General features: G+C 46.5%; 14 protein-coding genes and 1 tRNA gene. 10 read left to right on the top strand and 5 right to left on the bottom strand.

The window, feature by feature from the left end; genetic code table 11:
* Nucleotides 1–146: 146 nt before the first annotated feature.
* From QUA70_RS25825 to QUA70_RS25810, 4 genes are all read right to left on the bottom strand, one after another.
* Nucleotides 147–335, bottom strand: a complete 189-nt coding sequence (locus QUA70_RS25825; protein ID WP_333410723.1) for a hypothetical protein — start codon at nt 333–335, stop codon at nt 147–149.
* A gap of 29 nt (nt 336–364) precedes the next feature.
* The gene (locus QUA70_RS25820) at nt 365–1,558 is read right to left on the bottom strand and encodes a glutathione S-transferase family protein (RefSeq protein WP_333350691.1); all 1,194 of its coding nucleotides are present in this window, start codon (nt 1,556–1,558) and stop codon (nt 365–367) included.
* Nucleotides 1,559–1,793: 235 nt separating this feature from the next.
* Nucleotides 1,794–2,675, bottom strand: coding sequence for a tetratricopeptide repeat protein (locus tag QUA70_RS25815; RefSeq protein ID WP_445251677.1), 882 nt, complete (start codon nt 2,673–2,675; stop codon nt 1,794–1,796).
* Between the two features lie 357 nt (nt 2,676–3,032).
* The gene (locus tag QUA70_RS25810; RefSeq protein ID WP_333350687.1) at nt 3,033–6,266 is read right to left on the bottom strand and encodes an ATP-binding protein; all 3,234 of its coding nucleotides are present in this window, start codon (nt 6,264–6,266) and stop codon (nt 3,033–3,035) included.
* 396 nt (nt 6,267–6,662) lie between these two features.
* Here QUA70_RS25810 and QUA70_RS25805 point away from each other — a divergent pair, with 396 nt between their 5' ends.
* From QUA70_RS25805 to QUA70_RS25785, 6 genes are all read left to right on the top strand, one after another.
* Nucleotides 6,663–7,598 carry a circadian clock protein KaiA gene (locus QUA70_RS25805; protein WP_333350685.1) on the top strand — a complete coding sequence of 312 codons (936 nt, stop codon included), beginning with the start codon at nt 6,663–6,665 and terminating at the stop codon, nt 7,596–7,598.
* A gap of 192 nt (nt 7,599–7,790) precedes the next feature.
* Complete coding sequence (kaiB, locus tag QUA70_RS25800; protein ID WP_006632119.1) at nt 7,791–8,105, top strand: circadian clock protein KaiB; 315 nt, start codon at nt 7,791–7,793, stop codon at nt 8,103–8,105.
* 334 nt (nt 8,106–8,439) lie between these two features.
* A complete protein-coding gene (gene kaiC / locus QUA70_RS25795) occupies nt 8,440–10,002 on the top strand; it encodes a circadian clock protein KaiC (protein WP_333350683.1) in 1,563 nt (520 codons plus the stop codon).
* Between the two features lie 1,032 nt (nt 10,003–11,034).
* A complete protein-coding gene (locus QUA70_RS28680; RefSeq protein ID WP_445251676.1) occupies nt 11,035–11,127 on the top strand; it encodes a hypothetical protein in 93 nt (30 codons plus the stop codon).
* A 304-nt stretch (nt 11,128–11,431) separates the two neighbouring features.
* Nucleotides 11,432–12,247 carry an alpha/beta hydrolase gene (locus QUA70_RS25790; RefSeq protein WP_333350682.1) on the top strand — a complete coding sequence of 272 codons (816 nt, stop codon included), beginning with the start codon at nt 11,432–11,434 and terminating at the stop codon, nt 12,245–12,247.
* A 5-nt stretch (nt 12,248–12,252) separates the two neighbouring features.
* Nucleotides 12,253–12,477, top strand: coding sequence for a PAS domain-containing protein (locus QUA70_RS25785; RefSeq protein ID WP_333350681.1), 225 nt, complete (start codon nt 12,253–12,255; stop codon nt 12,475–12,477).
* A gap of 225 nt (nt 12,478–12,702) precedes the next feature.
* Here QUA70_RS25785 and QUA70_RS25780 read toward each other — a convergent pair.
* Nucleotides 12,703–12,787: transfer RNA gene (locus QUA70_RS25780), tRNA-Leu, on the bottom strand.
* Nucleotides 12,788–12,985: 198 nt separating this feature from the next.
* Here QUA70_RS25780 and ndhL point away from each other — a divergent pair.
* From ndhL to QUA70_RS25760, 4 genes are all read left to right on the top strand, one after another.
* Complete coding sequence (ndhL, locus tag QUA70_RS25775; protein WP_193972727.1) at nt 12,986–13,201, top strand: NAD(P)H-quinone oxidoreductase subunit L; 216 nt, start codon at nt 12,986–12,988, stop codon at nt 13,199–13,201.
* Nucleotides 13,202–13,507: a DUF3007 family protein gene (locus QUA70_RS25770; protein WP_333330188.1), complete on the top strand. Its 306-nt coding sequence runs from the start codon at nt 13,202–13,204 to the stop codon at nt 13,505–13,507. It abuts the gene before it with no gap.
* Nucleotides 13,508–13,813: 306 nt separating this feature from the next.
* Nucleotides 13,814–14,611 carry a tryptophan synthase subunit alpha gene (gene trpA, locus QUA70_RS25765; RefSeq protein ID WP_333350679.1) on the top strand — a complete coding sequence of 266 codons (798 nt, stop codon included), beginning with the start codon at nt 13,814–13,816 and terminating at the stop codon, nt 14,609–14,611.
* A 515-nt stretch (nt 14,612–15,126) separates the two neighbouring features.
* Entirely contained in the window at nt 15,127–15,774 is a 648-nt protein-coding gene (locus QUA70_RS25760; protein ID WP_333350677.1) for a DUF6658 family protein, read from the top strand.
* The last annotated feature ends 748 nt before the right edge of the window (nt 15,775–16,522 follow it).

Genomic DNA, 16,522 nt, shown 5'->3' with positions numbered 1-16,522 from the left:
ACACGTTGTCAACGCCGAACGCGAGTCAAAGTCTTTTGAGGTAAGGGTTTTAGGCTTATTCAGCAAGCCCTATGTAGGGTCAGCCTGAATTTGCTCATCGAAGTCCATATTTTCCCATTCTGTAATAATCCTCCCCGGTCTGTCCATCACATCCGCCGGAGCACTACTGGGACGGACGAAGGGGTATTTATCCTCATCCTCCGGCGCGACGCGACGATCGCCAACTCCACCAGCCCAGTATCCTCCTCTTCAAACAGAACCGGATTAACAATCACATCAACCTTTAGTTTCATTAATCCAGCAGATAGCAAGCTGATGAAGTAGAGCAGCAGCAACGCCGATTCCCTCTGATTCCGATCGCCCCCTACACAAAATTAGCCGGATCTTGATCTCGCCGATTCTTCAGCAGAATCGGAGAACCTTGACCATCACCTACCAAAGCCGCCGTTTCCTCCAACGCTTCCCTCAATCGCTTGGCCGCGTAGATGGACATATCGCGGGGCACATTCACCCGATCGCGCAAATACCGCAAAGCCGCATCAGAACCAGCCGGCGGCGTACAAACTTCGCCAGTCATCATCAAAGTTAAAGCACAACGCAAAGCCTCATCGAATAACTTGTCATCAGCAGGATTGACTCGAACGATGTTGCGCTGGTGCTTAATGACGCGATGAAGTGCTTCAGCGCGGGAGGTTTCCGGTTCTGGATACATCACATCCGGCAGTCCAGCCCAAGGCCCATTATCCACGCGGGCTTTATTGAGTAGCATCTGAGGTTCGCCGTTTTCATAACACCCGCCCATCTGAGGCGGTAAATCGTGGACGTGGGTGTGAAAATCGCTCTGAGTGCCGCGATAGGTAGGGCGGGTTTCCATCGCCGCAAACCAGTCAGCAAAGCGCGGGTTTTCTTCCCGCATCGAGTAGCCTTTGTAGTAGTAAAGACTGGCATTCATCCGTTCGACGTAGGGCGTAAAGATCACATCCGCTGTGCCAAATTCATCGAGGAAATAAGGCCCCGGAGTGCTAGCCAGGGCTGCTTCTACCTGGGTGACGACGCTGATAAATTGGTTGCGGTTGTGTTGTTCTACTTTGGCTGAACTTGCTGGATAGCACAGCCAAGAGCACCAGGCTCTAAATAGCAGTCGCTCTAACCGCCGCATGGGTATTACTGCCGGGTTTTCCATGCCCAAACCCAAGGGGCCATAGACTCGTTCGAGGGCGATTAAGATATCATCGCTTTCGGTGATGATGCGGCCGTCTAGTTCGATCGCCGGTAGCATTCCCGATGGCACTTTGCGCTTGTACCAGCTTTCCTTTTCCCCGTAGCAGAACATAGTAACTTTGTCAATACGGTAGGGGATTTGTTTTTCTTCCAGCCACAGCCAGATTTTTTGGCAGTAGGGACACCAAGCATGGTTATCGCGGTACAGAGTGACTCGCACATCGGATTCGGTTTTACCAAAGAGGCGCAAGCAGGCTTGGGCGTTGGTTGGCCCGTTGACGCGATCGACTTCAAAGTCTGTGAGGGCTTCTAATTCTGTCCAGCTTAGGGGGGTCATGCGATTTTAGATTTTAGATTTTAGATTTTAGATTGGAGAATTGAAGACAGCGACTTCTTCGCGACAATAATAGAACTTACGCACCAACTCAATCTGTAGGGTGCGCTGTGCGCGCACCTTACCCCTACACCTAGCGCATTCAACTATTTTTTGGTCTTAGTCCTGAATAAGATAGTTGGTTCTCAGTTAAAAAAGGCTTTGAGGACTGAAGTCCTCACTGCCAACTTAACTACAATTAAGGCGACATTTGGGGAGGGGGTGGGGCGTCTTGAATTTTAGCCAGTGCTGCTTTCATTTCAGGAGTGGCTAGCAACTTTTGGGTATCTGCAATCAGACGATCGCCCCAGAGGTTTTCTTTGAGATATTCTACGGTAGCATAGCGTTTGTCGAGTTTCAGAGCTGCTTCTCCCATCGCTAAGCCTTTTTCTTTGTCACCTTTGGTGTACAATGCTACTGCTAGAGCTAGCATTGCTTCGGCTGCTTTGTCGTCGATCACGATCGCCTGTTCCCAGCGTTTGATGGCGCTATCAATATCTCCCATTTCGTATTTGACTAATCCGATATTGTTAATAGCCGGCCACAGGTTTTTTTCTAAAGCAAAAGCTTTTTCGTATTGGGCGATCGCCTGATCAAACCGCTTCAGCTTATAAAAAGCATTCCCTAAATCAAATAATGCACCTGGAGTGTCTGGTTTTAGTTTCAATCCTGCTTGCAAATATTCGACTGCTTTCTCGTAGTTCGCTTTCCGAAAGTGAGCTTCTCCCAAGACAAATTTAATTGAGGGATTTTCTGGCGACAGAGATTGAGCTTGCCCCAAAGCTTCAATACCTTTGTCAAACTGCTCGACTTGAAGGTACAAGCTGCCTAACAAAGTCCAAGTTTGAGCATTCTTGGGGGCTAACTGTGTGGCGAGTTCGGCTCTGGGTACGGCGAGTTCGTACTGCTGGAGTCTGGCTAGCTGGACGGCTTCTTCTGCAAGGCTCAAGGCCGTTTGTTCGAGTTGGGCCGAGTCGATTTGCAGGGTGTAAGGCAGGAGGGCCTGACAGGCAGCAGGCTCGGGCATTGCCCCCAAACCGAGTGCGAGTAGCAGAGATATTAAAGGAATGCGATTAGGCACTGTACAGCCCCAGAAAAAAATATAAGTGTTTCTCGATCGCCTATAATAACTCATATTTTTGAGTTTTGATATTGCTTCTTGACTCGCAACACTTCTGGGTTTTCATTTAAATACTTCTCGAATTATGTTTACACTCAGGATAGCAGTTTTTCTTCAGTGTTTTAGACACGACTGAAGGTCTCACTACAAATAGGCAAAATTATGAGTTATTATCAACTTGAATGAGTTAATAAATAACTCTTCGCGCTTGTCAGTTAAAGAGTGACAACTTTCTGTTTTTCCTCATAAATAATAGTTTGTTTTTACTGGTTAGAGAGGAGTAAATTCCTCACTACTAACCTGGTAAATTCTTCCTTCTCAGGAACTTGAATGAGTCAATAAAGTCTGTTGAATTTTGTCTAATAATTGTGCTGCAGATAGGGAAGAAGGCAAAATTTTGGCAGATACTTCTTGCAGCAGAAAGTCGATCGCCTCGGATTCCGAATTTACAGCAGACCGATAATCCCAGACTAAAATTGGCAGTTTTACTGCCATTTGCCGCAGGTTCGATAGGGCCTGCAGCATAGCGGTTGATTCTGAAGGCGCATCTCCCAAGCACAGCAAAACTAAGTCAACGCTTTGATATTGCAACTGCTGCAAAACTTCTGTCCAGCAGGGAGCGATCGACCCTCGAAATCCTGCGGTGTGGACGTACTGGATCAAAGCTTGAAAGTTGGGAGTAGAAAACTGGGAATGGGGGAGGGGAATCTCGGCATTTGTCGTTCGATCGCCATGTTCCAATTCTTCCGTCGGGTTCCCCCCAGAAGTTCGGTGCAAATCGGGTAAAGTCGAAATGTCGGCAAATAAAATGCTGGGCTTCCAACTCATGCCCGCAGCAACTTGAATTACTTGCCACAAAGCACTTGGCACCAACCCGGTTGGTGAAGTTTCACTGTCGTCGGGACTGCTAGTGGCTAAACAGGGAAATACCGACAATCCTTTGACTTGATTTGCCAGTTGCGTAGTTGGATGGTCTAAAGTCACCAACGGGAGAGAACCCAAATTTCGAGACCGACTTAACTGTTCGATAAAAGCTAAGGGGTTTTGCAGTTGACTTGTACCATCCAAGACGATCGCGTCGGGGCGCCAAATTCTGGCCACGAGTTCTGCTTGGCCGAGGTCGTCTGCTTCTAAAACCCGGCAGTAGTTGGGGTTGAGCAGTAAAGCGGAACCTTGAGACGAACTGTTTTGCGGGCTGAGCCACAATACAGTTAAAGAACTCCTCACCTTGGCGGTACTGGCATTAGTGTCGCCAATCGAGTCCGCCAGCAGTCGCCGCAAAGCGGATTCTTCGATCGGCAAGCTCAAAAAGCCTTCGGCTCTGTTGACACTGGCCCGTTCTTTTTCACCTCTGGTGGCCGTGACGATCGCCGGAATCGATCGGGTATCCGGGTCACTCTTGAGCAGCGTCAGCACGTCCCAACCCGACAGCAGTGGCAGCAGCGGGTTGAGGAAAATCGCTTCGGGACTAAACCTGCGGGCTTTTTCGAGTGCTTCGGTACCGGAACGGGCGACTATTACTTGGTAGCCCAAACCCGAAAGGACGTTGGTTAAATCTTCGATATATTTGGGAACTGCTTCGACTATTAATACTAAACGAGAGCGAGAATTGGCGATCGGAGTCGGATATGGGGATTTTAATAATTCTTCCTCGGCGGTTCCAGGTACTGGGGATTCTTCTCTGCAGTTTGCCGGAGGATTTGGCGGCAGCAACAGGGTAAATTGAGAGCCTTGATTTTCTGAGGAAATAAACGAAACGTCCCCACCGTGGAGCCGAGCTAGGCGTTGAGTCAGTACCAGTCCTAGTCCGGTTCCTTGAAAGCGGCGGGTGAGGGGGCTTTCTAGCTGTTGGAATTTCTGAAAGATTAGGTGCTGTTTGTCGGCGGGGATGCCGATGCCAGTGTCCCAAACTTTGAATGCGATCCAGCCTTCCCAAACATTTACTTTCAATCCGATTTTGCCACCGAGTTCGGTGAATTTTAGGGCGTTGGAAAGGAGGTTAACCAGCATTTGCCGCAGTCGCAGTTCGTCGGCAATTAAGTGGCTCAGTTCCGGTTCTATTTCGAGTGTAAATTCTATTTGGGCGGAGGGTTCTGCGTTTGCTGTACCGTCCGTTTTGCTCGGACCGGCAGGGTTTTTTTCTTCTTGCTGTTGCAGTTGTTTTGCTTGTTCAAAGGCTCTTTGGCAGGTTGATGCTATTTCGACTGCTTCGGGAAGTAGTTCTAGCTGCCCGGTTTCCATCCGGGTTAAGTCTAATATATCGTTAACTATTGTCATCAAATGCCGCCCGCTTTTATGGATTAGTTTGGCGTAGCGTGTTTGGCGATCGTTGAGTTCTCCGATCAATTTATCTTTGAGGAGGCTGGACAAACCGAGGACGGCGGTGAGCGGGGTTTTTAGTTCGTGGCTGATGCAGGATAAAAATTCGTCTTTGAGTCGGTTGAGGTGGATTAAATCTGCGTTTTTCGCTGCTAGTTCTTTGGCGACTAAATGTTCTTCGGTGACATCTTGTCCCATTACTAAAATTAGCTGGTCTGAGAGCGGTTGTTTGACAAATTGCCAGATCCGTTCTTGGCCTTTTTGTACGGGGCACTCGCAAATGTAGGTGTCTGGTTTGCCGGCGGTGGGACACCAAGCTGGAGCGGTTAAGGTTGAGGGGGAGGCGGCGGCGTACAAGGGCAGCGGGCAACTGGTGGCTGCTGTTGAATCGCGATCGCCCGATATACTTGCTCCTACTAGGCTCATGCACTCTTTGGTGATGCCCTCTAACTGCACGCTCTTGTATTCGCTTGTTAAATGGCTTGGTTTGCGGGGCGAGTGTTTACCCAAATTTGCTGCTGGTTCTGGAATTGGTACGGGGCCTTCTCCCAGCAAAATCCGCCACGCTGCGTTTTGGCTGACTATTTGTGCGGTGGGGGTTTGCAATCTCAGGGGCAGGGGCAGTTTTTCCAGCAGTTGGACTAGGGAGTTCAGGTTTTCTGAGGGTTTCAATCCTGCTTCTAGAAAGCGCACTTGAGCGTCTAGGGCGGTGGCGATAGCTTCGGAAACGGGCATTAATTCGATTTCTTTGACGGCTGTTGCCTCCTCTGTGAGGCTGCAGAGCGAGCTGCTGTTGAGTGCGGCGAATTGCAGCAGGCTCAGGCTGTCTAGCATTCCTAAAAATTGACCGCTGCCATCTGTCAGGGCGATCGGGCTGTTTGAGGAAATGCCGGCGGTTTGGCGGTTTGGCCGGGCTGGGGTGTTCTGTTCCTCTGTTTGCAGGTACTCCCAGAATTCGCTGACGCTCATAGCGGCGGGTAATGCCCTGACTGGTTCGATCGCGATCGAGCTTTCTGACAAAGGTTGCTGCCCGTCGTTTGTGCGATCGGCTCCCCAAGCCCAAAGGCTGCGGAGGTACACTAATCCCAGCGGCTGTAGCTGTTCGTTGACTACTGCGACTCGATCGCAGTTGCAGGAGCTGAAAATTGACTGCAGCGATTCTAGCGCACCCGTTTGGAGGCACAGCGGCACTGGCTCGATAAAATTTTTGAGACTGGGGGTGGTAAGTGGCATAACAAACCTGATAGTCTGCTCGCGAGAGCAGTAATATTTTTGATGCTCAATGTAGCTGCGGATTTCTGTATCTTATTTGTTTTATATCAGTTCCCTATCATGCCCGGGATCTGCACCGAGACCTGGGAGTTCGATGCCTACACCTAATTTGAGGCGACTAGCAATTATTTTAAGGCTTAAGCTTAATTGCAGAAATCACGCTCAGGGTGCTTGACACAAAAACAAAAAAGTACATTTTTCTTCTTTATGTGCTAGAAGCTCATCACTTATTTGGCGGTTAAGATTGGTTAAAATAAATATTGAGATGATTGTTAAAATGTTAAGTTTTTTGTAAAGGAGATATCAACTCTGAGCGATCCAGCACTTTCGGGCAACTTAGGTGGTGCACCTACAGCTTTGCTTCCCCAACTGTCTATCGGTATTTTTGTCCGCTCCGAGGAAATCGCAGCCTCTGCGATCGAGCTTTTGAGGGGCGAACGCTATGCTTTAACGCACATTAAGTCGGCAGTGGAGTTTTTGGGGTTCCTTAAGCACAATTATCACCTTGATTGTTTAGTTTTGGAGGTGGATGGGGATCTGCGATCGCTTCTGGCCAAGCTGCAAGAACGATCGCTCTTTTTGCCTGCTGTGATTTTTTCGTCCCAGCCAGGGGAGGATGAAAGGCCAGTTGCACCATATTCAGATGGTTTTGAGGCTGGCACCAGTACCGCCAACACGAGTCAAGACGAAAGCTGTGCTTTTTTTTATCACCCTGCTGAGGTGCAACTGGCAATCGCTCGATCAAGCGAAATAGTTGCCAATATCGATCGGGCGATCGCACAATTTCTGAAACTTTCAACTCCGATTCCTGTCAATTACCAATCCGCAAGGAGCGATGCGACAGCTCAATTGACGGCTCAAAGTTTGCTAAGCCGGCAGCAGCGGCGGCTGGCGGAAAAATTACGGGAGCGATTAGGATACTTAGGTGTGTATTATAAAAGAAATTCCCAGATTTTTTTGAAAAATCTGTCGCCACCTGAGAAGCAAAAGTTTTTGGAGCAACTCAAGTCTAGTTATCGCGACATCGTTTTGAATTATTTTTCTCAAGATACTGCGGTCAACAATCAAATAGATGAATTTGTAAACTTAGCTTTTTTTGCTGATGTTCCCGTGACTCAAATTGTAGAAATTCACATGGAATTGATGGACGAGTTTGCTAAACAGCTACAAATAGAAGGGCGCAGCGAGGAAATATTGCTCGATTACCGCTTGACTCTGATTGACGCGATCGCTCATATGTGCGAGATGTACCGACGATCGATTCCGAAAGAAGCATCTCAGGTTATAAGGTAGAAGGCCCAGGGCAAAATTCAAGCAAGAAGAAGGTAGAAGTTAGAATTTAACAAAGAAGAAAGGACAAGACAAACTGCCGCGCGATCATCGGGAGGCTGAAATTATTATAAAATAACAAAGAACAGGGGATTTAAGACAAATAAGAACTACAACTAACATCAGACAACTAATACTCAACATTTAAAAAAGTTCATGAGTCCTCTGAAGAAAACCTATGTTCTGAAGCTGTACGTTGCGGGGAATACTCCCAACTCAGTGCGAGCTTTGAAAACCCTAAAGGACATCCTCGAACAAGAATTTCAAGGAGTCTACGCACTGAAAGTCATAGACGTTCTCAAAAATCCTCAGCTAGCAGAAGAGGACAAAATATTGGCAACCCCCACCCTGGCCAAAATCCTGCCGCCGCCGGTGCGAAAAATTATTGGCGATTTGTCCGATCGTGAGAAAGTTCTGATAGGATTAGATTTGCTCTATGAAGAACTTCGCGAAGAAGACCTGAATTCCTAAGATAATCAGATGGCAGTCAGTCGATTTTAGATTTGAGACTTTGGCGTGAAACGTTCGGCGAGTCCTCTGTCGAGCCGTCGAGTCGTGCGATCGTCGAACGATGGTAGATTTACTCCACAGATGAATCTGGAATGTTGAAAAAAAGTCTAAAATTTTTATCTCTCCACGACCGGAGTACGTGGCACGGTATTCGTTTTTGGGCGGGGTCATTAGTCAGCAGTCAGCCGTCATTAGTTATTGAGCAAGAGCCAAAACTAAAAGCTGGGTACAAAGACTCATGATCTGCGGTTAATGAGTGACAACTAAAGCATACTGAGAGTTGACAAAAATCGACATGAATGAAATTAGTCAAACGGTTCAACGAGAAGGATTGGGAACTGTAGGAGTTGAAAAAATTCGCACGATGATTGAGGGTTTCGATGACATCAGTCACGGCGGAATGCCGCTCGGCAGAACCACCCTAGTCAGCGGGACATCAGGAACGGGAAAAACTTTATTTGCCGTACAATTTCTCTATAATGGAATTACCCATTTTGACGAAGCTGGAGTGTTCGTAACTTTTGAAGAATCTCCGACAGATATTATTAAAAATGCGTGCAGTTTCGGTTGGGATCTGGCACAGTTAATCGATGAAGGCAAGCTATTTATTTTGGACGCTTCCCCCGATCCAGAAGGTCAAGATATCGTAGGAAATTTTGATTTATCAGCCTTAATCGAGCGAATCCAGTACGCCATTCGCAAGTACAAAGCCAAGCGGGTTTCTATAGATTCGGTGACAGCCGTATTTCAGCAATATGACGCTGCATCGGTTGTGCGCCGAGAAATTTTTCGCTTAGTTGCGCGCCTCAAACAAGTAGGAGCAACTACAGTTATGACGACGGAACGGGTGGAAGAATACGGCCCGGTGGCACGGTTTGGAGTGGAAGAATTTGTGTCGGATAATGTGGTGATTGTTCGCAACGTTTTGGAAGGGGAACGCCGCCGCCGCACAATGGAAATTTTGAAGTTGCGCGGTACAACTCACATGAAGGGCGAATATCCTTTTACTATGACTAATGACGGAATTAATATTTTCCCATTGGGGGCGATGCGATTAACTCAAAAGTCTTCTAACGTGCGGGTTTCTTCGGGCGATAAAACTCTCGACGAAATGTGCGGTGGCGGTTTCTTCAAAGACTCGATTATTTTGGCTACGGGTGCAACGGGAACCGGCAAAACGCTGTTGGTGAGCAAGTTTTTGCAGAATGCTTGTATGAACGGCAATCGGGCGCTGCTGTTTGCCTATGAAGAGTCGCGGGCTCAGTTGTTCCGCAATGCTTATTCTTGGGGCATTGATTTTGAGGAAATGGAACAGAAAGGACTGCTAAAGCTGCTGTGTACTTACCCGGAATCTGCTGGTTTGGAAGACCACTTGCAAACTATTAAATCAGAAATTGCGGAGTTCAAACCTTCTCGAATTGCTATAGACTCGCTGTCGGCCTTAGCTAGGGGTGTCAGCAATAATGCTTTCAGGCAATTTGTGATCGGAGTGACGGGTTTTGCGAAGCAGGAAGAAATAACCGGCTTTTTTACGAATACAAGCGACCAGTTCATGGGTTCTAATTCGATTACGGACTCCCATATTTCTACTATTACTGACACGATTATTATGCTGCAGTATGTAGAGATTCGAGGAGAAATGTCGCGGGCAATTAATGTGTTTAAGATGCGCGGTTCCTGGCACGACAAAGGGATTCGGGAATACACAATTACTGAAAGAGGCCCACAAATTAAAGATTCGTTCCGTGGTTACGAACGGATTATCAGCGGTTCTCCGACTCGGATTACGATTAATGAGAAGAGTGAGCTATCGCGGATTCTCCAGGGTGTGCAAGGTCAAGACGATGAGGATATTTGAGAGTTAGCAGTGATTGATCCTTAAAAGTAGGTTGGGTTGAGCTAGGAAACCCAACTTTTTTAATTTGAGGAGTTTGTGAAGATTTATAGCAACCGCGACCATATTTGGGAGGTTCTTAATTGCTGAAATATGAGCTTTTATTGCCTTCTGCATCAGTGCTTTCTGCTATAGCAATCCGACTAAATAGGTTGTGGTAAAAATCTTGGCGTAAACTGTTGTCCCTCTAAATTGTATATTTCAATGACCTCTCAAAAATCATAAAATCCTCTCTATATCCGATTCTCGAACATAACAAAAAATCTTTCTGGCCTAGCAGCTTAGTGCCGCGTCGTGCCTATCCCTACTACCCCTAGATTAGCGGAACCACGGGGGATTGCCTCTACAAAAATATTAAAACTAATTTTATTATCAAAAATCATTATTTACACCTCATCACCACTATTGGCGTCTCCCTATATCCACAAGATGAAATGAATTTCTCTAGCTTGCTCAAAAATGCAGATATTTCCCTATATTACTTTAAGGAATCGGGCCCAATACCTATAGTTTTTACACAGCCACAATACCTTGGGCAAAATTCAATACCCTGGCGCTCGCAAATCTCTTGAATTGTGCTTGGAAAGCCAATACTTGCTGTACGATCAACCTCAGCTCGATTGGCAAACAGGTAGCCTGGCTGGTGTTAAAGTCCTAGTAGGAGGGTATTCTCCTGAACAAGGTTGGATTCATCGCCATCGATGTATTCCCATCGCCGAAAAACAGGATTGATTTTGCCCGAAGAGCAAATTGATTTTAGAGCAAGCTTGTGGGCAATATTAGCAGTAGTTAAGAGGAAAACTAATTCTTCCTAAGATAGCAGTGAATCGGTCGGCACGTCAACTCACCTAACCGACTTTAATCGCTAAGAGCGATCGCAGTGTTGAGCGCACCGAAATGAAACCGAAATATCTCTAGCTATAGATTACGGGAATGGCAATGATGCTTAATGTTGACATTACCTACAATCTTTTAAGCCAATGATCGAAGCGTGGCATTGGGATTTTTATCGAGGATTTTGGGACTGGCTATGCTGCTTTTAACAACCTGAAGAATTTTCCGGTGAAGTCGCTCAAAATTGAGTGCTAATTTGTCCGCGATTTAGCCAGCGATCCGATCGCTCGCGGAATTGCCCAGCCCATAGCTGTAATCCCACATGGCTTAAATGTGAGCACAATTGCCGAAGGAATTGAAACCCCAGCGCAATTGCAATAGTTACAAGCGAGCGGCTAGGAAATCGGGCAGCATTATATGTTGAGGAAGCCTGTAATTGCTGAGGTTACAATTCAATTAATCCGACATCGTGAATGGTTGTCTACCACTATTGGGGATGAGCAACCCTCATCAAAGCGCGCAAAAGTCTTATAATCAATTTAATGCTCAGGTAGATCAAATGAATAAAAAAATTTTCTTACGCAATAATATAAAAGTGTTTGGAAAAGGCACCCAGACGATGATTTTTGCTCATGGATTTGGGTGCGATCAAAATATGTGGCGTTTCGTAACACTGGCCTTCGAGAATGACTACAAAATCCTCCTATTTGATTATGTAGGTTCGGGACAGTCTGATCTTAGTGCCTACAGTTATGAACGGTACAGCGACCTCAATGGCTATGTTCAGGATGTCCTCGATATCTGTGAAGAATTGGCGTTGACGGATGTGGTTTTTGTCGGTCATTCTGTCAGCAGTATGATCGGTCTTCTGTCCTCAATTCAAGCTCCTAATTACTTTAATCGCCTGATTTTCGTAGGACCTTCACCCTGCTACATCAATGATTTACCAAATTATTACGGAGGGTTTGAGCGCCAAGATATTGAGGATCTGCTCGATATCATGGAGAAAAATTACATTGGTTGGGCAAGCTTTCTGGCGCCAATGGTGATGCAGAATCAGGATCGTCCAGAGTTAAGTGAGGAACTTGAGGCAAGTTTTTGCTCCACTGATCCGGTGATTGCAAGTCGCTTTGCCGAGGTAACTTTTTACTCTGACAATCGCAGTGATTTACCCAAGGTATCAGTACCTTCACTGATATTGCAATGTGCTGATGACGTGATTGCTCCCACCGAGGTAGGGCATTACCTCCACCGCCACCTACCTAAAAGTACGCTACGGCTGATGAAAGCTAGGGGACATTGCCCGCACCTGAGTCATCCACAAGAGACGATCGAGATGATTAAGGAGTATTTGAGTGTACCTCATACTACCTGATTTGTATGACAAACAGGACCTACCAGATAGACGAGCTACTCAACACGTCACCCTGTGGATTCCTCTCGTTTGCTGACGATGGTACGATCGTAATGGTCGACGCCACATTACTGCAATTACTCGGATACGAAACTGATGAACTGCGGGAACGAAAAATGGGCGTTGCTGATTCACGGTATGAATCAACTTTTATCGGAAGTTACAAAACTCACCCTCAAGCAGGCTTATAGCAATTGGGAAATCTGAATTCCTACCTGTATTCAGCAACGCCAAATTTACCTCTTTTTTTCTATTTTATTCGCTCGCCCAAAAGAGCTCAAATGGGTTCTATAGAGGTGGTTTTGGAAATACTCGACCACTCTCAAGAGCGGAACTGAGCGAAAGATGAGCGGAAAACAGAGCTCTTGCTGGGAGAATAAATCTCAAACCGTTGAACCACAGAGGATGGATTTTTATGGGGGCGGAGGGACTTGAACCCACACGACCGTTTCGGGTCAACGGATTTTAAGTCCGTAGCGTCTACCATTCCGCCACGCCCCCCTTTGGTTAAGCTGCTGTGGTTTTGAGCCACTAACAGCAACAGCCTTTTATTCTACAGCCAAAACCCCAATTTACGCAACCCCTAATCAAAAAATTCCCAAAAGTCGCGCTGGATCTCCCCAAGCGGTACAATAGTTAACCAGCTAGCGGAGCGTGTCAACCGACTTACCCGTGTTATTATTCCCCTAAAGCAAATCTATGTATATTACCTTACTGCTTTACGCCGTCTTGGCAGGAGCCTACCTCCTGGTAGTACCCGCGGCCACCTACGCTTACCTGAACAGCCGCTGGTACGTCGCTACCTCTTTTGAGCGCGGCTTCATGTACTTCTTGATGTTCTTCTTCTTCCCAGGTATGTTCCTCCTAGCTCCATTTTTGAATTTTCGGCCCAAACGGCGGCAGATAGAAGCCTAAATGCGACGTATTGACGTAATTGGAATCAGTATCGGCTTTTTTGTAGCAGGTGGGTTTATCTACTTGCTGCTGCAATTGGCCGGACTCGACAGCATGAATGCAGGGATTTGGAGTCAGTTATTTTTGGTCGCCGGATTGATTGGCTGGCTGGTGACTTATTTATTTCGAGCACTGACTCAAAATATGACCTACAGCCAGCAACTGCAAGACTATAAAGAATCTGTCTTGCAGAAGCAACTGGATGAACTCACTCCCGAAGAATTAGCCAAACTTCAAGCGGAAATTGAGCAGGAAAAAGATAATTAGTCAGTGGTTAGTTGTCAGTTGTCAGTTGTCAGTGGTTAGTGGTTAGTTGTCAGTTGTCAATGGTTAGTGTTTATATCATGTCCGGTCGAGCGACCGCGATTTTTGTAGGGCGGGTTCACCAACAATACCTGCCAATAATTGACAATCTCAAAAACCCGCCCCGACCGGGATATTATGGTTAATCGATCGGACATGATATTAGGTGTTATTAGCTAATACCAACTGCCAACAACCAACTGCCAACAACCAACTGCCAACAACCAACTGCCAACAACCAACTGCCAACAACCAACTGCCAACTGCCTAATGACTATTTCTAATTGTTTTGAAACGTTGCGAAAAAGCAACCAATGTGCATTGATTCCTTTTATTACTGCTGGCGACCCCGATTTGGAGACAACGGCTAAAGCACTGCAAATTTTGGATGATAACGGTGCAGATGCGATCGAGCTTGGCGTTCCCTATTCTGACCCACTAGCTGACGGGCCGGTGATTCAAGCCGCTGCTACAAGGGCTCTACAGCGCGGGACGCGGTTAGATGCGGTGCTGGAAATGGTAGCGAAAGTTAGTCCGAAATTGCGATCGCCCATCATTCTCTTCACATACTACAATCCGATTTTGTACCGAGGTATAGAAACCTTCTTGCAGCAAATCAAAAGTGCCGGAGTTCAGGGATTGGTTGTACCCGACTTGCCCTTAGAAGAAGCCGACAGTCTCATCCAACCTGCCAACAAATTAGGGATTGAACTAACATTATTAGTTGCTCCGACAAGCCCCAAAAGTCGCATAGAGGCGATCGCTCGTCAGTCTCAAGGATTTATTTACTTAGTCAGCGTTACGGGGGTTACGGGAGTGCGCGAAGGATTAGAAACGCGAGCAAAAGAGTTGCTGCAAGAACTCCGCACCGTCACCGACAAACCCATCGGCGTCGGGTTTGGTATATCGAAACCCGAACACGCTCGCCAAGTGAAAGAATGGGGTGCAGATGCTGCGATTGTTGGCAGTGCTTTTGTCAAACGCTTGGCAGAAGGTACTCCAGAACAAGGTTTAGAGGCGATCGGCGAATTCTGCAAGAGTCTAAAAACAGCGATTCAAAATCCTTAGCAACTGTACAGATACTTTCAGCCATTAGACAGATGTGTGCGATCGGGATGTGCCGCCACAATTGCGATTAAAGACCTTGTTGTACTTGAGATCATACACCACCTTCCTTCTAGTTCCTGACTAGAAGGTTTTTTTTGAGCCGAAAATGCAATACATTTCAACATAGTCCGCGCAGGGATAACCAAACAGCTATGGAGGGAAACGACTTTGCCTTGTCCGGCGCAGGCTGTGCCGACTTTGAATAATTTCTAGAAGAGCGAAGATTGTCCATTCCGTCTTCCGTCTTCCGTCTTCCGTCTTCCGTCTTCCGTCTTCCGTCTTCCGTCTTCCGTCTTCCGTCTTCCGTCTTCCTTCTTCCTTCTGCTATAACTTGAGGAATGTAACTTGGGATAGATGAAAAGCTGCGGTTTCTATTCGTATACTAAAAAAAGTGTTTAAGTGCCTAATTTGGTAAGGGTAGCCATCTACAAAGCCACAAGCCATTTGAGCATATCACAATAGAAAGGAGCATTTTTATGAAGAGACTAACTGCATTTGTGAAAAAAATTCGAGCTGTACAAATTTTAACAGTGTTTCTGGCTGGCATTTTAGTATTAGTGAGTACGGCCTGCAGCCGCCCTGATGTGACGGCAGGAAAAACTGATGTGATGGCAGGAAAAGCTGATGCGAGGATAGGAAAAACTGCCGACCAAATTAGAGAAGAAGTGCCTTCAGGGGCTGTAACGTCCGAATTCAAAGGCGGCATGAACGACTACAGCGAGGTCGATCCCAGAAACAAAAAGCTTACAGCAGAAGAAGCAAAAGCTCAGCTTCTCAAAGAGCAAGCGCAGCACCGCATCGATACCAAATCTAGCAACAATGTAGGCGAAAACGTGCGGCGGGTAGGGGACGACGCGCCTGACAAACTCGGCCAAATTGGGGAAAAGGTGAAGGAGGATGCTCGCACCGCTCAGAGCAAAGCTGATAACTTTGGCGACAAAACCAAACAAGGCTTTGCTAATCTTAAAGAAAACACTCGCGAAGGCTTGAAGGGAGCAAAAGATATTGTTAAAGAAGCCACTGCAGGAGCAAAAGAAAGAGCAGGAGAAGGTACTGAGTCGCTGAGATATGGTACCAGCGGCGGCCAAGAAAATATCAATGATGCAGCGCGAGATGCAAGATAGAACGCTGAAGATACTTCGGAAAAGGTTGGCTAGAAAGTGTATCGAGATATTGACATAACTCAACGAGTGGCAGAAACAGCGGCAGACGCGATCGACTAATCTTAAATAACGCTGTTTCCTTCTCGGGAAGCTACATTCCGACAGGGGTTTTAACCCCTGTCGGAATCTAGGTAAAGTCAATGGATTTTAGATTTTAGATTTTAGATTAAAGAATTGAAGCATTGACCCCACGGATAAATTCGGGGGGCAAGTTTCATCGGATACAGGTTTTTTATTTCTCCACCGATGAATCCGGGGGCTTGTATCCTGGATGCGTTCGGTCAGGTGAAGACTACTGCCTATTAATATTTGATTTGGTTTTAACCCCTGGGAGGGCTATTAGGCCGCAAGTAGAGTGGAGGGGGGTTTCACCACAATGCAACGGCCCTGTCCTTTTCTAGGGGGAACTTGAATGCCACTGCTTTCACGAAGGATTCTTTATAATTTCTATAGATTGTATCTGGACTTTTTAAGGTACTAACTTTTTTACCGGCGTAGCGGAAATTTGGGCGATCGAGCTATATTAAATTCAATTAATTACCTATTGTATTTTTCCAGACATGATAAGGCAGTGTTTATACGGTATTTCACGTTCATTGAATCGCATTTGAGATTAATAGCAGAAACTTATACCTAAATAGGGCTTGCTGAATAAGCCTAAAACCCTTACCTCAAAAGACTTTGACTCGCGTTCGGCGTTGACAACGTG

Source organism: Microcoleus sp. LAD1_D5 (assembly GCF_036702115.1).
Taxonomy (GTDB): Bacteria; Cyanobacteriota; Cyanobacteriia; order Cyanobacteriales; family Microcoleaceae; genus Microcoleus.
The sequence above is the reverse complement of the archived record's forward strand: the minus strand, read 5'-3'. Positions and strand labels throughout refer to the sequence as shown.

Excerpts from the sequence above, each read along its gene's own strand:
- QUA70_RS25820 (WP_333350691.1), bottom strand. The coding sequence starts at position 1,558 with ATGACCCCCCTAAGCTGGACAGAATTAGAAGCCCTCACAGACTTTGAA.
- QUA70_RS25785 (WP_333350681.1), top strand. The coding sequence starts at position 12,253 with ATGACAAACAGGACCTACCAGATAGACGAGCTACTCAACACGTCACCC.
- kaiC (WP_333350683.1), top strand. The coding sequence starts at position 8,440 with ATGAATGAAATTAGTCAAACGGTTCAACGAGAAGGATTGGGAACTGTA.
- QUA70_RS25760 (WP_333350677.1), top strand. The coding sequence starts at position 15,127 with ATGAAGAGACTAACTGCATTTGTGAAAAAAATTCGAGCTGTACAAATT.
- trpA (WP_333350679.1), top strand. The coding sequence starts at position 13,814 with ATGACTATTTCTAATTGTTTTGAAACGTTGCGAAAAAGCAACCAATGT.
- QUA70_RS25810 (WP_333350687.1), bottom strand. The coding sequence starts at position 6,266 with ATGCCACTTACCACCCCCAGTCTCAAAAATTTTATCGAGCCAGTGCCG.
- ndhL (WP_193972727.1), top strand. The coding sequence starts at position 12,986 with ATGTATATTACCTTACTGCTTTACGCCGTCTTGGCAGGAGCCTACCTC.
- kaiB (WP_006632119.1), top strand. The coding sequence starts at position 7,791 with ATGAGTCCTCTGAAGAAAACCTATGTTCTGAAGCTGTACGTTGCGGGG.
- QUA70_RS25770 (WP_333330188.1), top strand. The coding sequence starts at position 13,202 with ATGCGACGTATTGACGTAATTGGAATCAGTATCGGCTTTTTTGTAGCA.
- QUA70_RS25790 (WP_333350682.1), top strand. The coding sequence starts at position 11,432 with ATGAATAAAAAAATTTTCTTACGCAATAATATAAAAGTGTTTGGAAAA.